Origin of the sequence: Pseudomonas sp. B8(2017) (assembly GCF_002113575.1) — a bacterium.
Lineage (GTDB): Bacteria > Pseudomonadota > Gammaproteobacteria > Pseudomonadales > Pseudomonadaceae > Aquipseudomonas > Aquipseudomonas putida_Z.
This window is the reverse complement of sequence record NZ_NEIO01000006.1, coordinates 281,030-300,246: the sequence shown is the minus strand read 5'-3', so window position 1 is coordinate 300,246 and position 19,217 is coordinate 281,030. Positions and strand designations below refer to the sequence as shown.

Below are 19,217 nucleotides of genomic sequence, written 5' to 3'. Positions count from 1 at the left end.
CTCCTACTCCAACGGTATGGCCACGCTCAGGCTGGTGCCTTCGCCCGGTTCACTGTCCAGCGCCATGCTGCCGCCCAGCATCAGCACCCGCTCACGCACCCCTACCAGGCCGAACGAGGTGGGCCGGGGCTGGTCGCGGCAAAAGCCCTGGCCGTCATCGCTGACAGTCATGCGCAATTGCCCGTGCTCACGCACCAGTTCGATCTCCACGCTGTGCGCCTGGGCATGGCGCATCACGTTGGTCAGCGCCTCCTGGAGGATACGGAACAGCCCGGTGGCCTTGGCGTCGCTCAATGCTGGCAGATTATCCGGTACTTGCACGAGGCAGGGGATCTGCGTGCGTGCTTCAAAACGCCGCGCCTGCCATTCGATGGCCGAGGCGATGCCGGCATCGAGAATCGGCGGGCGCAAGGCGGTGGCCACGTCGCGCACCAGCTGGAACAGTTGGGCGATCAGGCGCTTCATGCTGGTCAGGCGCTCGTTCAGGCCCGGGTCCAGCTCGGCGAAGGCCAGCTCGCACATCGACACCTCCAGCTTGAGCACGGTCAGCATCTGCCCCAGTTCATCGTGCACTTCCCGGGCAATGCGGGCCTTTTCTTCCTCACGCACGCTCTCCAGGTGGGCCGACAGTTCGCGCAGCTGCTCCTGGGACCTGGCCAGCGCCAACTCGGCCCGCTTGCCCTGGGTGATGTCCCACACCACGCCGTCCCACACCACCTGGCCGTTGCCCAGGCGCCGGGTGCTGGCCTTGATGTCGGCCCAGCGCTGTTCACCCTGGCGGGTGAGGATGCGCCCCTGCCAGGACCAGTCCTGGTCACTGGCCAGGGCCAGGTCCTGCACTCGGTGGTAATCGGCGCGGTCCTCGGGATGTACCAGGTTGCGCAGGCCCATCTGCGGGTGCTGGATCTCGCTGGGCGAATAGCCCACCAAGGCCTCGCTGCCCTCGCTGATGTAGGGGAATTCCAGGTCGCCCTCGGCCGGGTCGCGCTCCAGGCGGAACACCAACCCCGGCACGTTGCCGGCAATGCCCTTGAGCCGCGCCTCGCTTTCGCGCAGGGCCGCAAGGGCGCGGTGGCGCTCGGTGACATCGGCGAGGTAAACCACCAGGTACTCGGAGTCACGAAAGCGCAGAAAACTCAGCGACAGCTCGACCGGCAGCAGGCTGTGGTCAGCCCGGCGGCACTGCGTCTCGAACTGGCCGACACCGCCCGCCCCGGTGCGCGCGCCCTTCCACAGCTCCAGCCAGCGGTCCATGGTCAGGCTGGGTTCAAAGTCGCTCAGCGGCCGCTCCAGCAGCGCGCCTTCGCCATAGCCCAGCATGCGCTCGGCGGCATGGTTGGCGTAGCGTACGTGGCTGTCCCAGTTGACCCAGAGGATGCCCACCGTGCTCTGGTCGATGGCGAACTGGCTCAGGCGCAACGCTTCTTCGCGCACCTGCCGCTCTACCAGGCTTTCGCGCGTGGCCAGCAGGCTGCGCTCCAGCTGGCGCTGTTGCCGACGCTGCCACACCAGGGTGGCCAGCGCGCACAACAGCAGCAAGCCGAACAGCAGGGCCAGGTTCTTCCAGAACCCTGTCGACTCGCTCAGGCGTGGGTACTTTGGCTGCAGCCAACGCTGGTGCAGTTGCTCCAGTTCCTTGGCCGGCAGTGCCTGCAGGCCACGCTCGAGCACATCGGCCAGCAGCGGCCAGTCGCGCCGCGAACCGATGCGCAACAGTTGCGGCAGGCCGATATCGCCGACCACCGCCAGTTCGCCGAACTCGCTCTCGCGCGACAGGCGGCTGAGCTGGGCTTCATCCAGCACTGCGAAACTGGCCTGGCCGCCCACCACCAGTTGCAGGGCCTCGCGCTCGTTGGGCACCCCTTGCAGGTTGAGGTTGCTGTAGTTGCCACGCAGGTAGTCCGCCAGCTGGCTGGGCATGCGCACCGCCACCCGCTGCTCGGCCTCGAGCGTTTCCAGTTCCACGGCCATGGTCCCGGTGCGCGGCCCAACCACCAGTTGCGGCACGCGCATGTAAGGGTCGCTGAACAGCCACAGACGCAGGCTGGCAGGGGTCTGGGTAAGCCCCGGGGCAAAGTCGATTTCGCCGGCCTGCAGGGCATGCTCGAGGCTGGCCTGGTCGGCGAAGTTGCGCCAGGTAAGGTCCAGCCGCAGCGCCTGCGCCAGGCTGCTCACCAGTTCCACGTTGGCCCCGTACAGCTGCTGCAGGCGCCGGTCGAACTGAGCGTAGGGCGCCTGCAACACCAGGCCGACGCGCAGGCTGCGGTGTGTATCCAGCCATTGCTGCTGGGCCGGTTCCAAGGCAACCGTGGGCACCGCTTCGGGACTGGCCAATGCAATCAAGGGCAGCCAAAAGCAGCCGATAACCAACAGGCGACGCACTCGCTTCATCTACACGCTCGTCTTGGCAAGGCGGCCATGCAGCATGGCCGTCACGGGCAAATACTATTAGGCTGCCGGTATCATTCTGGCCCTGGGTTGACTCATGTCCACACTTTATCGCACGACGCTGGCAATGTGCTGCCTGGCCTCGATCCTTCCACTCGGCGCCCTGGCCGCCGATGCCGAAAAACCATCCACCACCACCGAGGCACCCGCTGCCCAAGCCCCTCGCCCGCCGCTGCTGGAGCGCAGCCAGGAGGACGCCCAGGCGCTGGAGCGGCTGGTGCCCAAGGCCGAACAGCAGACCCTGCAGGCCGGTGCCGACAGCTTCCTGGCCCTGTGGAAACCGGCCAACGACAGCGACCCGCAGGGGGCGGTCATCATCGTCCCGGGGGCTGGCGAAACCGCTGACTGGCCAAATGCGGTCGGCCCGCTGCGGCAGAAGTTCCCCGATATCGGCTGGCACAGCCTGAGCATCAGCCTGCCCGACCTGCTTGCCGACAGCCCGCAGGCGCGGGTCGAGGCCAAGCCGGCTGCCGAGCCGCAGCCAGACAACGGCGAAAGCGCCCCGGCCAAGGACGTGCCGGCCGATGCCAATGCCAACGTTGCCCAGGCTACCGCAGCCGATGCCGACACCGCGGAGAGCACTGACGCCAAACAGGCCAGCGAGCAAACCGACCCGGCCGATGCCGAGCGCATTTTCGCCCGCCTGGATGCTGCGGTGGCCTTTGCCCAGCAGCACAACGCCCGCAGCATCGTGCTGATCGGTCATGGCAGCGGCGCGTATTGGGCGGCCCGCTACCTGAGCGAGAAACAGCCACCGCAGGTGCAGAAACTGGTGATGGTTGCCGCGCAGACACCGGCGCGCGTGGAGCATGATCTGGAAAGCCTGGCGCCGACCTTGAAAGTGCCGACTGCCGACATCTACTACGCCACCCGCAGCGCTGACCGCAATGCTGCCGGGCAGCGCCTGCAGGCCAGCAAGCGGCAGAAGGACAGCCAGTACCGGCAGTTGTCGCTGATTGCCATGCCGGGGAACAAGGTGGCCGAGCAGGAGCAACTGTTCCGCCGGGTGCGGGGGTGGATGAACCCGCAGGGTTAAGGTTTGCCATGATGGCCCCATCGCCGGCAAGCCAGCTCCCACAGGTACCCCACAGTGTTCAGGGTCTGTGCAATACCTGTGGGAGCTGGCTTGCCGACGATAGGGCCATCAAAGCCCGCGCCGCTTGCGGATCATGGCATAAGCCTGATGCAGCTCCCGGGTCCGCTCGGTCGCTTCACGCACCTGCGCCTCACTGGCACCAGTGCCAGCCAGCTTGTCCGGGTGGTGCCGGCTGACCAGCCGACGATACGCCTGCTTGACCTTGTCGGCATCGGTATCCGCCTCGACCGCCAGCAAGCGCAACGCCGCCGCATAGGTCATGGCGACCCCTTCCGGACCCGCCGCCTTGCGTGGTTCGTACTCCAGCGACATGGCTTGCACCTGCCGCCGGCTCAGGCCCAGTTTCTGCCCCCAATCCAGCAGCAGTTCACGCTCCTTGTTGCCCATCTTACCGTCGGCCCAGACCATGCGCCAACAGGCACGCAGGGTGCCCTCGGCCGCATGCGGCTGCTGGCGAATGCGCCGCAGGTGCCCACCCAGCCGGTCCTTGCCCGCCTTGCCACGGTTGAACGCGGCAATCGCACGCAGCCGGGCCGCTTCGGCCAGGTCCAGGCGCACCATCTCCTGGCGCGCCTGCTGGATATGCTGCTCGCCCACCCGGCCATCGCACTTGGCCAGGCGCCCGAGCATCACGAACAGCAACTCATCGTCCTGCAAGGCCGGACGCCCGCCCAGGCGTTCACGCATGTCCTCCCAGCCTTGCAAACGCAGGCGGCGGTCCATGGCCTGGCCGAGCAACGCGCCGAGCAAGGCCCCGGGGATGCTGGCAACGGCAAAGCCGGCACCGGCACCAATCACCGTGCTTGGCCACCACATGTCAGGCGCGCTCGCCGATCAGGCGCTCGGCCTCGGCCAGGCGCTCGAGCGTACCGACATCAACCCAGTGCCCACGGTAGTGCTCGCCACTGACCTGGCCCGCAGCCATGGCCTGGCGCAGCAACGGCGCCAGCTTGAAGGCGCCAGGCTGGCAGCCTTCGAACAGCGCCGGGTGCAGCACCGAAAGGCCGCTGAAGGTCAGCGTGCCAGGCGCATCGTCACCATCGACCACCCGCTCGCCCACCAGGCGGAAGTCGCCGCGGCCGTGATGGCCAGGGTTGTCGACCAGTACCAGGTGAGCCAGGCCTTGCAGGGGGCCCTGCAGGTGCGCGAAGTCGTAGTCGGTCCAGACATCGCCGTTCACCAACAGGAACGGCGCGTCACCCAGCAATGGCAGGGCCTTGAAGATGCCACCGCCGGTTTCCAGCGGCTCGCCTTCGGGCGAATAGCGGATGCTCAGGCCGAAACGGCTGCCGTCACCCAGGTGGTCCTCGATCTGCTGGCCGAGCCAGGCATGGTTGATCACCACCTCGGTGACGCCCGCCGCAGCCAGGGCCCGCAGGTGATACTCGATCAGTGGCTGACCGGCGACCGGGACCAGCGGCTTGGGGGTGTGCAGGGTCAGCGGGCGCATGCGCTCGCCTTTGCCCGCTGCCAAAATCATTGCCTTCATGCACGCGCTCCGGCCTGCAACTCGGCAATCAGCTCACCCAGCTCCGCCAATTCGGGCCGGCGGCTGATCACTTCTTCTATATAGGCGAAGAAGCGCGGCACGTCGCCCAGGTAACGGGGTTTGCCGTCGCGGTGGCAGATACGGGCGAAGATGCCGATCACCTTCAGGTGGCGCTGCACACCCATCAGGTCGCTGGCACGCTGGAACGTCTCGAAGTCGGCCTGCACCGGGATGCCGGCAGCCTGCGCCTTCTGCCAGTAGTCGCGCAGCCAGCCTTCGACCCGCGCCTGCGGCCAACTGAGGAAGGCGTCCTTGAACAGGCAGGTGATGTCGTAGGTGACCGGGCCGTACACGGCATCCTGGAAGTCCAGCACGCCGGGGTTGGGCGTGCTCTGCATCAGGTTGCGCGGCATGTAGTCGCGGTGCACCAGTACCTTGGGCTGGGCCAATGCGCTGTCGATCAGCAGCTGGCTGATTCGTTGCCAGGTGGCTTTCTGGGCATCGCTGAAGGCCAGGCCAAGCTCACGGCCCACGTACCACTCCGGGAACAACTCGACTTCACGGCGCAGCAGCGCATCGTCGTAGCTGGGCAGCGGCGCGTCCATCGGCAGGCGCTGGAACGCCAGCAACGCGTCGATGGCATCGGCGAACAGGCCGTCGGCGTTGTCGGCATCAATGATATCAAGGTATGTCTGGTGGCCCAGGTCACCCAGTAGCAGGAAGCCACGCTCCAGGTCCTGGGCATGGATCAGCGGCACATGCACGCCGGCGCTGGCCAGCAAGTGGTCGATGGCGACGAACGGTCGGCAGTTTTCCTGCGGAGGTGGTGCATCCATGATCACGAAGCTGTGGCCGGCGCCCTGCCAGCGAAAGTAACGACGGAAGCTGGCATCGCTGCTGGCCGCGGTCAGGCTGCCTGCGGGCACTTCGCCCCAGGCGTTTTTCCGGAAAAGATCATTGAGCTGCTCATCGAGCCAGACCGTCAGTTGTTGCAGGCGTACATCGTGTTCAGGCATTACAAGGGTCTCCGACGGCCCTAGCCGTCAAGCGGGTCATGCTTTATTATCCAGCATCTTTTTCAGACCATCGAGAGGCGTGCGGCCCCACACGCGGGCAGATGGCACGCAGGAAGCCCGGACTAATAAGATGGCATTGAAATCCCCCGCGTTTCGTAGAAAGTTTCCGTTGCTGGTAACCGGCGGTTTGCTGGCCCTGCAACCTCTGGCCACGTCTTACGTGGTGGCAGCCGAACAGTTCGACTGCCAAGTGTCCGCCTCCGGTGGTTGGGACTGCAAGCCCAAGACCCCAGCCAACAACCTGCCGCCGCGCCCGGTGCACGAGGGTGCTGCCGTCAGCACCGGCACCGAAGCCGCGAGCGAAGGCGAAACCGCGGACCGGCCGATGCTGGTCACCGAGGCCAAAGGCCGTGGCCTGAAGTCGCGTAGCGAAGACTACAGCCACCTGGACTGGGTTCCGCGTGAAAAGCTCACTGCCGCACAGCTGGCCGAAACCGGCCCGTACTGCGGTGGCGCCTACATCGAGCCAACCCGCCCGGGCATGGCCGACACCACGCCGAAGGACGAGTCGCCGACCTACATCAACGCCAAGGTATCCAAGTACCAGCAGGAGCAGCAGATCGCTACCCTCGCCGGTGACGTGGTGATGCGCCAGGGCAGCATGCAGGCCGAGGCCGACGAGGCCAACCTCTACCAGACCGAAAACCGTGGCGAGCTCAAGGGCAACGTCAAGATCCGTGACAACGGTTCGCTGGTGGTCGGTGACGAGGCACAGATCCAGCTCGACACGGGCGAAGCCCAGGTCGACAACGCCGAATACGTGATGCACAAGTCGCACATCCGCGGCAGTGCCCTGTACGCCAAGCGTGGCGAGAACGCCATCATCCGCCTCAAGGACGGTACGTACACCACCTGCGAACCGGGCAGCAACGCCTGGCAGCTGAAGGGCAACAACATCACCCTGAACCCGGCCACCGGTTTCGGTACCGCGACCAACGTTACGCTGCGGGTCAAGGATTTCCCGGTGTTCTACACACCGTACATCTACTTCCCGATCGACGACCGTCGCCAGTCCGGCTTCCTGCCGCCATCGTTCAGCAGCACCAGCGACACCGGCTTCATGCTGGTCACGCCGTACTACTTCAACCTGGCGCCGAACTACGACGCCACGTTGTACCCGCGCTACATGACCAAGCGCGGCCTGCTGATGGAAGGCGAGTTCCGCTACCTGACGCCTTCCAGCGAAGGCCAGTTCGGTGGCGCGTATCTCAACGACAAGAACGACGACCGCAAAGACCAGACTGACTACAAAGAGCAGCGCTGGATGGTCAACTGGCAGCACAAGGGCGGGCTGGACGAGCGCCTGATGACCGAGGTGGACTACACCGACATCAGCGATCCGTTCTACTTCCAGGACCTGGAATCCGACCAGATCGGTATTGAAACCCAGGACCTGCTGAACCAGCAGGGTGCATTGACCTACCGTGGTGACAACTACACCGCGCGGTTGAATGTACATGCCTACGAGATGGCGACCATTTCGAAGATCACCCCGTATGATCGCCTGCCGCAGATTACCTTCAACGGTAAGCTGCCGTACGAGCCAGGTGGGCTCAATATTGCCTACGAAACCGAGGCAGTCCGTTTCGATCGTGACCTGAAAGACGACTTCGTATTGAACGAAGATGGCCTTCCCGACACTTCGGCGGGTGCGCCTGGTCGCCGCCTGGACCAGAACGTCAGCGGCATCGCTCGCGCCAACGGCAACCGTTTCAACGTCGCACCATCGATCAGCCTGCCGATGGAAGCCAGCTACGGCTTCCTGACCCCCAAGCTGAAGTATGCGTATACCCACTACGATCTGGACTTGGACAGCCAGGGTAAAACCCAGGCTATCGCGCAATCGGCCAACCCGGCGTACGGCAGCTACAACAGCTCGCTGAACCGCGACGTACCGATCTTCAGCGTGGACAGCGGCCTGTACTTCGACCGCAAAACTTCGCTGTTCGGCACCAACTACAAGCAAACCCTCGAACCGCGTATGTACTACCTCTACGTCCCGTACAAGGACCAGAAGGACATCCCGCTGTTCGACTCGGGTGAAACCCTGTTCAGCTACGATTCGCTATTCCGCGACAACCGCTTCAGCGGCACCGACCGTATCGGTGACGAGAACAAGCTGTCGCTGGGCGTAACCACCCGCTGGATCGAAGAAAACGGTTTCGAACGCCAGAACTTCAGCATCGGTCAGGCCTTCTACTTCAAGGACCGCAAAGTTCAGCTCCCTGGTATCGATTACCGTACCCGCAGCGACTCGCAGTCCGATGTGTCGCCATACGCGTTGGTGTACAACTACTACTTCAACCGCGACTGGCGCTTCAATTCGGACTTCAACTGGGACCCGGACAGCCGCAGCACCCGCTCGGGCAGCGCGATGTTCCATTACCAGCCTGAAGACAACCCGAACAAAGTGGTCAACCTCGGTTATCGCTACCGTAACGACACCATCTCCTACGACTCCACGACCGGTACCTGGAAAGTGGGCGGTGGCGACTACGGCGTCCCAGGCAGCGAGAACTACATCAAGGACTACTACAAGATCCAGCAGCATGACTTCTCGGTCATCTGGCCGATCGTTCCGCAGTGGAGCGTCATCGCTCGCTGGCAGCATGACTACAACCGCAATCGCACCCTGGAAGCCATGGGCGGTTTCGAGTACGACAACTGCTGCTGGAAGCTGCGTCTGATCAACCGTTACTGGATCGACTACGACGACTTCAGCCAAGCCCTCCCGGCGAACGAAAAAGGCGACCACGGCATCTTCCTTCAGATCGTCCTGAAAGGCCTCGGTGGTGTAGTCGGCAACAAGGTCGAATCTTTCCTCGACCAAGGCATTCAAGGTTATCGTGAACGTGAAGACCAAGCTTATTGATCGACTGCGCCCGGCGTTGCTGGGCGTTGCATTGCTGAGTGGCGCGGTGCATGCCGCGGTGCAACCTCTTGATCGCGTGGTGGCCATCGTCGACAACGACGTGGTCATGCAAAGCCAGCTGGACCAGCGTGTCCGCGAGGTCCAGCAAACCATCGCCAAGCGTGGCGGCGGCATGCCGCCTGCCGGTGCGCTGGACCAGCAGGTACTGGAACGCCTGATCGTCGAGAACCTGCAGCTGCAGATCGGCGAACGCTCCGGCATCCGCATCACCGACGAAGAACTGAACCAGGCCATGGGCACCATTGCCCAGCGCAACGGCATGTCGCTGGAGCAGTTCCGCGCCGCCCTGGCCCGTGACGGCATGTCGTTCGACGACGCCCGCGAGCAGGTCAAGCGCGAGATGATCATCAGCCGCGTGCGCCAGCGCCGCGTGGCCGAGCGTATCCAGGTCTCCGAGCAGGAAGTGAAGAACTTCCTCAACTCCGACCTTGGCAAGATGCAGATGTCGGAAGAGTACCGCCTGGCCAACATCCTGATTCCGACCCCGGAAGCGGCCAACTCGGAAGCTATCCAGGCCGCCGCGCGCCAGGTTGGCGATGTGTACCAGCAGCTCAAGCAGGGCGCGGACTTCGGCCAGATGGCCATTGCCCGCTCCGCCAGCGAAAACGCCCTGGAAGGCGGCGAGATGGGCTGGCGTAAAGCTGGCCAGCTGCCACCGGACTTCGCCAAGATGCTCAGCAGCATGCCGGTTGGCGAAATTACCCAGCCTATCCGCATCCCCAACGGCTTCATCATCCTCAAGCTCGAGGAGAAGCGTGGCGGCAGCGAGAACGTGCTGCGTGACGAAGTGCACGTTCGCCACATCCTGATCAAGCCTAGCGAGATCCGCAGCGAGGCGGCCACCGAGCAACTGGCCGAACGCCTGTACGAGCGCATCAAGAACGGCGAAGACTTCGGCGAGCTGGCCAAGAGCTTCTCGGAAGACCCGGGTTCGGCGCTCAACGGCGGCGACCTCAACTGGGTTGACCCGAACAGCCTGGTACCGGAGTTCCGCGAGCAGATGGCCAACGCCGCCCAAGGCGAAGTCACCCGTCCGTTCAAGACCCAGTACGGCTGGCATGTCCTGGAAGTGCTGGGCCGTCGCGCCACCGACAGCACCGAGCAGGCTCGTGAGCAACAGGCCATGAACGTACTGCGCAACCGCAAGTACGACGAAGAGCTGCAGACCTGGCTGCGCCAGATCCGCGACGAGGCCTACGTTGAAATCAAGCTGCCTGGCGCTGACCAGGCCGCCCAGTGAAGCCCCTGCGCTTCGCCGTCACCCCCGGCGAGCCGGCCGGCATAGGCCCCGACCTGTGCCTGCTGCTCGCCGCAGACGCCCAGCCCCACCCCCTGATCGCCATCACCAGCCGTGACCTGCTCGCCGAGCGGGCCACGCAGCTGGGGCTGGCCGTCAACCTGCTGCCGGTAGCGCCGGGCCTGTGGCCCGAGCAGCCGGCGCCAGCGGGTAGCCTGTACGTCTGGGATACCCCCCTGGCGGCCCCGGTAGTGCCGGGCCAGCTCGACAAGGCCAATGCCGCGTTCGTGCTGGAAACCCTGACCCGTGCCGGGCAAGGCTGCCTGGACGGGCACTTCGCCGGGATGATCACCGCCCCTGTACACAAGGGCGTGATCAACGAAAGCGGTATCGCCTTCTCCGGGCATACCGAATTCCTTGCCGAGCTGACCCACACCGCGCAAGTGGTGATGATGCTGGCCACCCGTGGCCTGCGCGTGGCCCTGGTGACCACACACCTTCCGCTGCGCGACATTGCCGACGCCATCACTGCCGAGCGCGTCGAGCGTGTAACCCGTATCCTGCATGCCGACATGCGCGACAAGTTCGGCATTGCCAACCCGCGCATCCTGGTGTGCGGCCTCAACCCGCACGCGGGCGAGGGCGGCCACCTGGGCCGCGAGGAAATCGACATCATCGAGCCGACCCTGGCCCGCCTGCGCACCGAAGGCATGGACCTGCGCGGGCCGCTGCCGGCCGATACCCTGTTTACCCCCAAATATCTGGAGCACTGCGACGCGGTGCTGGCGATGTACCACGACCAGGGCCTGCCTGTACTCAAGTACAAAGGCTTCGGCGCTGCAGTCAACGTGACCCTGGGCCTGCCGATCATCCGCACGTCAGTCGACCACGGCACCGCCCTGGACCTTGCCGGCACCGGCAAGGTCGACACCGGCAGCCTGCGCGTCGCGCTGGAAACCGCCTACCAGATGGCCGAGAACCGACCATGAACGAGCAATACCAACACCGGGCGCGCAAGCGCTTCGGCCAGAACTTCCTGCACGACGCCGGCATCATCGACCGCATCCTGCGTGCCATCAACGCCAAGGCCGGCGAACATCTGCTGGAAATCGGCCCCGGCCAGGGCGCCCTGACCGAAGGCCTGCTGGGCAGCGGGGCACAGCTGGACGTGGTGGAACTGGACAAGGACCTGGTGCCGATCCTGCAGCACAAGTTTGCCGGTCGCAGCAATTTCCGCCTGCACCAGGGCGACGCCCTGAAGTTCGACTTCAACCAGCTGGGCGTGCCACCGCGCAGCCTCAAGGTGGTGGGCAACCTGCCCTACAACATCTCCACCCCACTGATCTTCCACCTGCTCAGCCATGCCGGGCTGATCCGCGACATGCACTTCATGTTGCAGAAGGAAGTGGTCGAGCGCATGGCCGCCGGCCCTGGCGGTGGTGACTGGGGGCGTCTGTCGATCATGGTGCAGTACCACTGCCGGGTCGAGCACCTGTTCAACGTTGGCCCTGGCGCCTTCAACCCGCCGCCGAAAGTGGACTCGGCCATCGTCCGCCTGGTGCCGCACGAAGTGCTGCCGTACCCGGCCAAGGACGCAAAGCTGCTGGAGCAGGTGGTACGCGAAGCCTTCAACCAGCGCCGCAAGACCCTGCGCAACACCATGAAAGGCCTGCTCGACAGCGCGGCCATCGAAGCTGCCGGTGTGGACGGCAGCCTGCGCCCTGAACAGCTGGACCTGGCCGCCTTCGTGCGCCTGGCTGACCAGTTGGCTGAACAACAAGCCTGATATCTCCTGTACCGGTCCTATCGCCGGCAAGCCGGCTCCCACAGGTACTCCACAGCCCTCAAAATCTGCGCAGTACCTTGTAGGAGCAGCCTTGTGCTGCGAAGAAGCCAGTAGGGAGAAAGATTTTCTTCGACAGTAATGGCCTCTTCGCAGCCCAAGGCTGCTCCTACAGGTGCTGTGCATGCCTTGAAACCCATGCCGGCCAGGTGGGAGCGGGTTTACCCGCGAAAGGGCCGGGACAGACAACACAAATCCCCAAGCCCCTCACCGCTGGCCCTCCCCCCTCCCAATGGCCTAGACTGCATTATTGCGTCAGTTCGCCCAAGGCCCTTGCATGTCCGACCCCCGCTATCAGATCGACGTCAGCGTCGTGACCCGCTACCTCAAAGAACAATCCGACCCCGAAAACAGTCGTTTCGCTTTCGCCTACACCATCACCGTGCAGAACAATGGCTCGCTCAAGGCCAAGCTGCTGTCGCGCCACTGGCTGATCACCAACGGTGACGGCGAGGTCGAGGAGGTGCGTGGCGCCGGCGTGGTCGGCCAGCAGCCCAACATTGACCCGGGCCAGAGCCATACCTACAGCAGCGGCGCGGTCATCAGCACCCGCGTGGGCACCATGCAGGGCAGCTACCAGATGTTCGCCGAAGACGGCAAACGCTTCGATGCCGAGATCGCCCCCTTCCGCCTGGCGGTGCCCGGGGCGCTGCACTGATGGCTACCTACGCCGTCGGTGACCTGCAGGGCTGCCTGCAGCCACTCAAGTGCCTGCTCGAACGGGTCAACTTCAACCCCGCCGTCGACCGCCTGTGGCTGGTCGGCGACCTGGTCAACCGCGGCCCCGAGTCACTGGAAACCCTGCGCTTCCTTTATTCGATCCGCCAGTCGCTGGTGTGCGTGCTGGGCAACCATGACCTGCACCTGCTGGCCGCCTGGCACAACGTCGAACGCCTGAAGAAAAGCGACACCCTGCACGAGATCATCGAAGCGCCGGACGCCGACCAGCTGTTCGACTGGCTGCGCCAGCAAAAGCTGCTGCATTACGACGAACCCCGTGGCATTGCCCTGGTTCACGCCGGCATTCCACCGCAATGGACCTTGGGCAAAGCCCTGGAGCTGGCCGCCGAGGTCGAGGAAGTGCTGCGCGACGACGAGCGCCTGAAGCTGTACCTGGACGGCATGTACGGCAACGAGCCGAACAAGTGGAGCAAGAACCTCAGCGGCATCGAACGCCTGCGGGTCATCACCAACTGCCTCACGCGCATGCGCTTCTGCACCGCCGAGGGCAAGCTCGACCTCAAGAGCAAGGAAGGCCTGAATACCGCCCCCAAGGGCTACAAGCCCTGGTACGCACACAAAGGCCGCCGCTCACGCCACGTGAAGATAATCTTCGGCCACTGGGCCGCCCTGCAGGGGCAGGTCGACGAGCCCGGCATCATCGCCCTGGACACCGGTTGCGTGTGGGGCGGTGCCATGACCCTGTACAACGTCGACAGCGGCGAATACCACCGCTGTGACTGCAGCGACGACGGCAACTTACGCCTCCCCACCCAAACGCCTACACTGAACGATCAATCCTGAAGGAAGCCGTACCCATGAGCGAATTCAAGCGCATCCCTCCCGAACAGGCCCTGGCCCTGCGCGCGCAAGGTGCGGTAGTCGTCGACATTCGCGACCCGCAGGCCTTTGCCGCCGGCCACATCACCGGTGCCAAGCATCTGGATAACCATTCGGTCGCCGAGTTCATCCGCAATGCCGACCTCGATGCCCCAACCCTGGTGGTGTGCTACCACGGCAATTCCAGCCAAAGCGCCGCGGCCTATCTGGTGAACCAGGGCTTCTCGGACGTATACAGCGTGGACGGCGGCTTTGAGCTGTGGCGCGCCACCTACCCGGCCGAAACCGCCCAGGGCACTACCGAATAATTTTTTCATTTTTACTGCAGCCCGCGCCCCATGCGGGCTTGCGGCTTATCTGACGAACGGTCGTTCGCAACTTCTCCGCCCCTCGCCCTTGACCTTGCGGATAACCAACTATTCTTAAGCGCAGGCCATCCAGAAAAAGGGGAGAGCCGGTACACCGGCGTGCGGGTCATCGGTAGCGTTACAGGGTGTTCTGGGGGGTATACAGCAATCGGCAACCCCGGTTGCATGCCAGCATCAGCTGACTGATCCGGCGTCGTCTCCACGTATCGAGCGAGGTGACGTCATGAGTATTTTTAGCCACTTCCAACAACGTTTCGAGTCTACGCGCCAGGAAGAACTCTCGCTGCAGGAGTACCTCGAGCTGTGCAAAGAGGATCGCAGTGCCTACGCATCGGCGGCCGAACGGCTGTTGCTGGCCATCGGTGAGCCGGAGCTGATCGACACCTCAACCAACTCCAGACTGTCGCGAATCTTCTCCAACAAGGTTATCCGCCGCTATCCGGCCTTTGCCGACTTCCATGGCATGGAAGAGTGCATCGACCAGATCGTGTCCTACTTCCGCCACGCCGCCCAAGGCCTGGAGGAAAAGAAACAGATCCTCTATCTGCTGGGCCCGGTGGGCGGCGGTAAGTCGTCGCTGGCCGAAAAACTCAAGCAGCTGATGGAAAAGGTACCGTTCTACGCCATCAAGGGCTCGCCGGTATTCGAGTCGCCCCTGGGCCTGTTCAACGCCACCGAAGACGGGGCCATTCTCGAGGAAGAGTTCGGCATCCCGCGGCGCTACCTGAACACCATCATGTCGCCCTGGGCCACCAAGCGCCTGCAGGAGTTCGGCGGCGACATCAGCAAGTTCAAGGTGGTGAAGCTGTACCCGTCGATCCTCAACCAGATCGCCATCGCCAAGACCGAACCCGGTGACGAAAACAACCAGGATATTTCGGCGCTGGTCGGCAAGGTGGATATCCGCAAGCTCGAGGAATTCCCGCAGAACGACGCCGACGCCTATGCCTATTCGGGCGCGCTGTGCCGGGCCAACCAGGGCCTGATGGAATTCGTCGAGATGTTCAAGGCACCGATCAAGGTCCTGCACCCGTTGCTCACCGCCACCCAGGAAGGCAACTACAACAGTACCGAAGGCCTCGGCGCCATCCCCTACTCCGGGATTCTGCTGGCCCACTCCAACGAGTCGGAATGGCACACCTTCCGTAACAACAAGAACAACGAGGCGTTCATCGACCGGATCTACATCGTCAAGGTGCCGTACTGCCTGCGCGTCAGCGACGAAATCAAGATCTACGACAAGCTGCTGATCAACAGTTCGCTGGCCAAGGCCCACTGCGCGCCAGACACGCTGAAGATGCTCGCCCAGTTCACCGTACTGTCGCGCCTGAAAGAGCCGGAAAACTCCAACATCTATTCGAAGATGCGGGTGTACGATGGGGAAAACCTCAAGGACACCGATCCGAAGGCCAAGTCGATCCAGGAGTACCGCGATGCCGCCGGCGTCGACGAAGGCATGAACGGCCTGTCGACCCGCTTCGCCTTCAAGATCCTGTCCAAGGTGTTCAACTTCGACCCGCATGAAGTGGCCGCCAACCCGGTGCACCTGCTGTATGTGCTGGAGCAGCAGATCGAGCAGGAACAGTTCCCGGCCGAGGTGCGCGAACGCTACCTGCGCTACCTGAAGGAGTACCTGGCCCCGCGCTACATCGAGTTCATCGGCAAGGAAATCCAGACCGCCTACCTGGAATCCTACAGCGAATACGGCCAGAACATCTTCGACCGCTACGTGCTGTACGCAGACTTCTGGATCCAGGACCAGGAATACCGCGACCCGGAAACCGGCGAAATCCTCAACCGTATCGCCCTCAACGAAGAACTGGAGAAGATCGAGAAGCCGGCCGGCATCAGCAACCCGAAAGATTTCCGCAACGAAATCGTCAACTTCGTGCTGCGTGCCCGTGCCAACAACAACGGCAAGAACCCGAGCTGGCTGAGCTACGAAAAGCTGCGGGTGGTGATCGAGAAGAAAATGTTCTCCAACACCGAGGACCTGCTGCCGGTCATCAGCTTCAACGCCAAGGCAAGCAAGGAGGACCAACAGAAACACAACGACTTCGTCACACGGATGGTGGAGCGTGGCTACACCGACAAACAGGTTCGTCTGCTGTCGGAATGGTACCTGCGGGTCAGGAAATCGCAATAAAGCGACAAGCTACCCACCGCGCGCCCAGGGCTGCTATGCCAGCCCTGGGCGGCGGCAGCTGCTTTGCTGCCTTTACGTGCAGCAGCTCGTAGCTTGAAGCGTGCAGCTGTTCCCAGCTACCGGAGGGACCATGAGCTACGTTATAGATCGACGCCTGAACGGCAAGAACAAGAGCACGGTGAACCGCCAGCGCTTCCTGCGGCGGTACCGCGAACACATCAAGAAAGCCGTCGAAGAGGCGGTAAGCCGCCGTTCCATCATGGACATGGAACATGGCGAGCAGATCAGCATTCCGGGGCGCGACATCGACGAACCGGTGTTGCACCATGGTCGCGGGGGCAAGCAGACCATCGTGCACCCAGGCAACAAGGAATTCACCGCCGGTGAACACATCCCCAGGCCACAAGGCGGTGGCGGTGGCAGCGGCCGAGGCAAGGCCGGCAACTCCGGCGAAGGCATGGACGACTTCGTCTTCCAGATCACCCAGGAAGAATTCCTCGAGTTCATGTTCGAGGACCTCGAGCTACCCAACCTGGTCAAACGTCACCTGACCGGGGCCGACACCTTCAAGACCGTGCGCGCCGGTATCGCCAACGAAGGCAACCCGTCCCGCATCAACATCGTGCGCACCCTGCGTTCGGCCCATGCCCGGCGCATTGCCCTGACCGGCAGCAGCCGCGCACTGCTGCGCGAAGCGCAGAAGGAACTCGCCCGCCTGAAGGTCGAGGAACCCGACAACTTCACCGATATCCAGGAAGTCGAACACGAGATCGAACGCCTGAAGGCACGCATCAACCGCCTGCCCTTCCTCGACACCTTCGACCTCAAGTACAACTTGCTGGTCAAGCAGCCCAACCCCAGCTCCAAGGCGGTGATGTTCTGCCTGATGGACGTGTCCGGCTCGATGACCCAGGCCACCAAGGACATCGCCAAGCGCTTCTTCATCCTGCTGTACCTGTTCCTCAAGCGTAACTACGACCGCATCGAAGTGGTGTTCATCCGCCACCACACCAGCGCTCGTGAAGTCGACGAGGAAGAATTCTTCTATTCGCGGGAAACCGGCGGCACCATCGTTTCCAGCGCACTCAAATTGATGCAGGAGGTCATGGCCGAACGCTACCCGGCCAGCGACTGGAACATCTACGCCGCCCAGGCTTCCGACGGCGACAACTGGAACGACGACTCGCCGATCTGCCGCGACATCCTGGCCAAGCAGATCATGCCGCATGTGCAGTACTACACTTACGTTGAAATCACCCCGCGTGAACACCAGGCGCTGTGGTACGAGTACGAGCGCATCGGCGAAGCCTTCCCCGACACGTTCGCCCAGCAGCAGTTGGTATCGGCCGGCGATATCTACCCGGTCTTCCGTGAACTCTTCCAGCGCAGGTTAGCCACATGACCGCCAGAGCACAGAGACGCCAACCTATTTCCACCGGGTCCGAGTGGACGTTCGAACTGATCCAGACCTACGACCGGGAAATCAGCCGCCTGGCCGAGCGTTACGCCCTGGACACCTACCCCAACCAGATCGAGGTGATTACCGCCGAGCAGATGATGGACGCCTACGCCTCGGTAGGCATGCCGCTGGGTTATCACCACTGGTCCTACGGCAAGCAGTTCCTCAGCACGGAGAAGTCCTACAGCCGTGGCCAGATGGGCCTGGCCTACGAGATCGTGATCAACTCCGACCCGTGCATCGCCTATCTGATGGAAGAAAACACCATGTGCATGCAGGCACTGGTGATCGCCCATGCCTGCTACGGCCATAACAGTTTCTTCAAGGGCAACTACCTGTTCCGCACCTGGACCGACGCCAGCTCGATCATCGACTATCTGGTGTTCGCCAAGCAGTACATCGCCCAGTGCGAAGAGCGCCATGGCATCGATGCCGTGGAAGACCTGATCGACTCCTGCCACGCCCTGATGAACTACGGCGTCGACCGTTACAAGCGGCCTTATCCGATTTCCGCCGAAGAGGAGCGGCGGCGGCAGAAGGAGCGCGAGGAGCATCTGCAGCGGCAGATCAATGACCTGTGGCGGACCATTCCGAAGAGTGCCGACAAGGGTAACGAGCGCGATGATGCGCGCTTCCCCGCCGAGCCGCAGGAAAACATCCTGTATTTCATCGAGAAGAACGCCCCGCTGCTGGAGCCCTGGCAACGTGAAGTGGTGCGCATCGTGCGCAAGATCGCCCAGTATTTCTACCCGCAGCGCCAGACCCAGGTGATGAACGAAGGCTGGGCGACGTTCTGGCACTACACACTGATGAACGACCTGTACGACGAGGGGCTGATCACCGAAGGCTTCATGATGGAGTTCCTGCAGTCGCACACCAGCGTGGTGTTCCAGCCCGGCTTCGACAGCCCCTATTACAACGGCATCAACCCCTACGCACTGGGCTTTGCGATGTACACCGACATCCGCCGCATGTGCGAGAACCCGACTGAAGAAGATCGCCGCTGGTTCCCCGACATTGCCGGCAGTGACTGGCTTTCTACCATCAAGTTCGCCATGAGCAGCTTCAAGGACGAGAGCTTCATCCTGCAGTACCTGTCGCCGAAGGTCATGCGCGATCTGAAGCTGTTCAGCATCCTCGATGACGACCAGCGCGACGACCTGTATGTACCTGCCATCCACGACGAGGCCGGCTACCGGACCATTCGCGAACTGCTGGCGGCGCAGTACAACCTGGGCAACCGCGAGCCGAACGTGCAGATCTGGAGCGTCGACCGCCGCGGCGACCGCTCGCTGACCTTGCGTCACCAGCAACACAACCGCAAACCGCTGGGCGACTCTACCGATGAAGTGCTCAAGCACCTGCACCGCCTGTGGGGCTTCGACATCCACCTGGAGACCGTCCAGGGCGAGCAGGTGATGAAGACCCACCACATGCCACCACGCGGCGAGCACGGCGAAAGTGCCGACTACGGCCGCATGGACCTGGCTGTCATCCACCACCTCTAGTGCCACGCCATGAGTGCCGACAGGGTATCCTGTCGGCAGTTATGGAGAGCTGCAC

At 63.3% G+C, this 19,217-nt stretch carries 15 protein-coding genes; 11 read left to right on the top strand and 4 right to left on the bottom strand.

Annotated elements, in window-relative coordinates; translation table 11 throughout:
* Positions 1–3 precede the first annotated feature (3 nt).
* A complete protein-coding gene (locus CAG22_RS12530; protein WP_085705557.1) occupies positions 4–2,391 on the bottom strand; it encodes a PAS domain S-box protein in 2,388 nt (795 codons plus the stop codon).
* 94 nt (positions 2,392–2,485) lie between these two features.
* On the opposite strand from CAG22_RS12530, the gene CAG22_RS12525 reads away from it, so the two are divergent.
* Positions 2,486–3,484, top strand: coding sequence for an alpha/beta hydrolase family protein (locus CAG22_RS12525; RefSeq protein ID WP_085591391.1), 999 nt, complete (start codon positions 2,486–2,488; stop codon positions 3,482–3,484).
* A gap of 108 nt (positions 3,485–3,592) precedes the next feature.
* Here CAG22_RS12525 and CAG22_RS12520 read toward each other — a convergent pair whose 3' ends face one another.
* Genes CAG22_RS12520 through CAG22_RS12510 form a run of 3 tightly spaced genes read right to left on the bottom strand, consistent with a single transcriptional unit; the run spans position 3,593 to position 6,049 of the window.
* A complete protein-coding gene (locus CAG22_RS12520; protein ID WP_085664076.1) occupies positions 3,593–4,360 on the bottom strand; it encodes a TerB family tellurite resistance protein in 768 nt (255 codons plus the stop codon).
* A 1-nt stretch (position 4,361) separates the two neighbouring features.
* Positions 4,362–5,033, bottom strand: a complete 672-nt coding sequence (murU, locus tag CAG22_RS12515) for an N-acetylmuramate alpha-1-phosphate uridylyltransferase MurU (RefSeq protein WP_085705556.1) — start codon at positions 5,031–5,033, stop codon at positions 4,362–4,364.
* Positions 5,030–6,049 (bottom strand): aminoglycoside phosphotransferase family protein, encoded by a 1,020-nt coding sequence (locus CAG22_RS12510; RefSeq protein WP_085705555.1) that lies wholly within the window; start codon positions 6,047–6,049, stop codon positions 5,030–5,032. The genes murU and CAG22_RS12510 overlap by 4 nt, the downstream gene beginning before the upstream one ends.
* A gap of 130 nt (positions 6,050–6,179) precedes the next feature.
* Between CAG22_RS12510 and CAG22_RS12505 the strand changes: the two genes are divergently transcribed.
* The 10 genes from CAG22_RS12505 to CAG22_RS12460 all read left to right on the top strand — a co-directional run bounded on the left by CAG22_RS12505 (position 6,180) and on the right by CAG22_RS12460 (position 19,162).
* Complete coding sequence (locus tag CAG22_RS12505; RefSeq protein ID WP_085591385.1) at positions 6,180–8,981, top strand: LPS-assembly protein LptD; 2,802 nt, start codon at positions 6,180–6,182, stop codon at positions 8,979–8,981.
* A complete protein-coding gene (locus tag CAG22_RS12500; RefSeq protein ID WP_085591413.1) occupies positions 8,962–10,281 on the top strand; it encodes a peptidylprolyl isomerase in 1,320 nt (439 codons plus the stop codon). The genes CAG22_RS12505 and CAG22_RS12500 overlap by 20 nt, the downstream gene beginning before the upstream one ends.
* Positions 10,278–11,267 (top strand): 4-hydroxythreonine-4-phosphate dehydrogenase PdxA, encoded by a 990-nt coding sequence (pdxA, locus tag CAG22_RS12495; RefSeq protein ID WP_075044408.1) that lies wholly within the window; start codon positions 10,278–10,280, stop codon positions 11,265–11,267. The genes CAG22_RS12500 and pdxA overlap by 4 nt, the downstream gene beginning before the upstream one ends.
* A complete protein-coding gene (rsmA, locus tag CAG22_RS12490; protein WP_085705554.1) occupies positions 11,264–12,064 on the top strand; it encodes a 16S rRNA (adenine(1518)-N(6)/adenine(1519)-N(6))-dimethyltransferase RsmA in 801 nt (266 codons plus the stop codon). The genes pdxA and rsmA overlap by 4 nt, the downstream gene beginning before the upstream one ends.
* Before the next feature lie 334 nt (positions 12,065–12,398).
* A complete protein-coding gene (gene apaG, locus CAG22_RS12485) occupies positions 12,399–12,779 on the top strand; it encodes a Co2+/Mg2+ efflux protein ApaG (RefSeq protein ID WP_012270198.1) in 381 nt (126 codons plus the stop codon).
* On the top strand, positions 12,779–13,645 hold the full coding sequence (locus CAG22_RS12480) for a symmetrical bis(5'-nucleosyl)-tetraphosphatase (protein WP_085705553.1): 867 nt from the start codon (positions 12,779–12,781) through the stop codon (positions 13,643–13,645). Before apaG ends, CAG22_RS12480 begins: the two co-directional genes overlap by 1 nt.
* Positions 13,646–13,659: 14 nt before the next feature.
* Positions 13,660–13,989, top strand: coding sequence for a thiosulfate sulfurtransferase GlpE (gene glpE / locus CAG22_RS12475; protein ID WP_085692029.1), 330 nt, complete (start codon positions 13,660–13,662; stop codon positions 13,987–13,989).
* Between the two features lie 283 nt (positions 13,990–14,272).
* Positions 14,273–16,195, top strand: coding sequence for a PrkA family serine protein kinase (locus tag CAG22_RS12470; RefSeq protein WP_015268718.1), 1,923 nt, complete (start codon positions 14,273–14,275; stop codon positions 16,193–16,195).
* 130 nt (positions 16,196–16,325) lie between these two features.
* Positions 16,326–17,597: a YeaH/YhbH family protein gene (locus tag CAG22_RS12465; protein ID WP_013970586.1), complete on the top strand. Its 1,272-nt coding sequence runs from the start codon at positions 16,326–16,328 to the stop codon at positions 17,595–17,597.
* A complete protein-coding gene (locus CAG22_RS12460) occupies positions 17,594–19,162 on the top strand; it encodes a SpoVR family protein (RefSeq protein WP_025337455.1) in 1,569 nt (522 codons plus the stop codon). Before CAG22_RS12465 ends, CAG22_RS12460 begins: the two co-directional genes overlap by 4 nt.
* Positions 19,163–19,217: the final 55 nt, after the last annotated feature.